Source organism: Robertmurraya sp. GLU-23 (assembly GCF_052983275.1).
In genome coordinates this window covers 1-1931 of sequence record NZ_JBRKCV010000038.1, presented here as the reverse complement: position 1 = coordinate 1931, position 1931 = coordinate 1, and the positions used below count along the sequence as shown (strand labels likewise).

Below are 1931 nucleotides of genomic sequence, written 5' to 3'. Positions count from 1 at the left end.
GTACCCATGTGTTGGAATAGATTCACATAAAATAAAAATATTGTTAGGGATCGTGTCGAAAAAAATTTTTTTGACACCCCACGAACGGGTCAAACCGTTGATAAATCAACATTTATAGAGGGAGGTAAAAACAGGTTTTTGAACGATGTTCGCTAACCTGTTTTTTGTTTTATAAAAAATTTTTATGTTGCAATGGAGATCATGTGAATAAAAACAGGCAAATCCCCCGATTCCATGTTATTTGTCCCATACATACGATACTACCGTAGCACTTACCCATTCAATTTAAACTGGAGGAATTGCCATGTACAATATGAATAGGATGGATAATACTTCATCTGCTGGAATGAAAGATGGAATGTCTATGGAAATGATGCACCATTCAAAATTGCTTCAGACGGTTACACAATGCGCAGCAACATGCGATCATATGATTACCCACTTGCTCCATCATGAAGATATTCATAATCGAAGACATCAGCTTGAGTTATTACGTGATTGTGCTGATATCTGTCATTTAACGGCTAGTTTTATTGCTCGAAATAGCCATATGGCTAGAATGATGTCCCATATTTGTTCGCATATTTGTGAAGTATGTGGCAACGAATGCGCCAAGTTTTCTGACCACCATTCACAACATTGTGCGCAAGTCTGCCTGCATTGTGCAAAGGAATGTCGTGCTTTTGCAATGACAGCATAATTTTTTTCAAGACTACCTCATTTAATAATAATCCTACATGCAAGAAGTTTAAGGATTAAATCGTATTCAGCGATTAGTGAAAAAATATAGTTATTATGGATTGCTTTTTAGCAGTCCATTTTCTGTCTTTAACGAATTAAAGAAGCAGATTAATGGAAGTAGATGCATTCTGTTTTATGAGAGCCTATACTATCTGATTTATTAACGTTAAAAAGTCATAAATAATTAAATAGCTGGAGGAAACAATGTAAATGTACGTAGACTACTTTTAAAACAACATTAGGAGGTTATCATGAAAAGTAAAAGATTTGTAACTGGAATTTAATGCTAACAATAGTGTTGATGTTATCTGCATGGACAAGCAGTAGTAATCAAAACAGTACCGATATAAGTTTGAATAAGGACAACATTCATTCTGGTTTTGCCGAAATCCCTAAAGGTCTAAAAAAAGCAAAAAATCCAACTTATAAATTTGGTAGTCAAGTCGTTGTTAAAGCTTGCCATATGAAGGGGATGTATGGTGCTAAAGCAACCATTGTAGGTGCTTATGATACGACAGCATATGCTGTTACTTACACTCCGACTACTGGAGGACCAATAGTAAAAAATCATAAATGGGTTATCCAAGAAGAAATTAAAAATGCTGGTATTAAGGCCTTCACAGCTGGAACGGAGGTTACTTTAGAAGCAAACCACAAGAAAGGTATGATGGGCGCAAAAGCAATTATTAATTCAGCAGTACGCACAACAGTGTATATAATTGATTACACTCCGACTACTGGAGGACCAATAGTAAAAAATCATAAGTGGGTTATAGAGAGTGAACTTTCAGATAAGTAATAAACAAAGAATTTATTCCTGACTTGACAGATTAATTTAATCAAAAAATATTAGTTATTCCATTATAGGGCGCTTTAATGAAGTAACTAAAGCCTAATTTCAACACCGAGAAATTAGGTTTTTTATGTTTGGATTTCCTTAACGTTGTAAATCCGCATTTTCCTGAGGCTACCCCATCAAGGGAGAGAAAACTATTTAAGAATATAACTTATCGGATTTATAAGAATTAAAACTAATAAGATTTTAGAAAAAAGAGGTGCTTCAGGTAATATGGTACCTGTAGTAAGGACACTTGAAAAAGAGTGTTTTATCTACAGGTATTTTTTTATATACTAGAATTTCAACATATGGGGAATTAGGGGACGTCATGAGTAAAATAACATTTACAACT

The 1931-nt window shown here is 34.2% G+C and carries 2 protein-coding genes; both read left to right on the top strand.

Going from position 1 to position 1931, the window contains the following annotated elements; translation table 11 throughout:
* Positions 1-304 precede the first annotated feature (304 nt).
* The gene (locus ACVBAX_RS25210; protein ID WP_447119684.1) at positions 305-700 is read left to right on the top strand and encodes a four-helix bundle copper-binding protein; all 396 of its coding nucleotides are present in this window, start codon (positions 305-307) and stop codon (positions 698-700) included.
* A gap of 324 nt (positions 701-1024) precedes the next feature.
* The gene (locus tag ACVBAX_RS25205; protein WP_447119682.1) at positions 1025-1540 is read left to right on the top strand and encodes a YdhK family protein; all 516 of its coding nucleotides are present in this window, start codon (positions 1025-1027) and stop codon (positions 1538-1540) included.
* Positions 1541-1931: the final 391 nt, after the last annotated feature.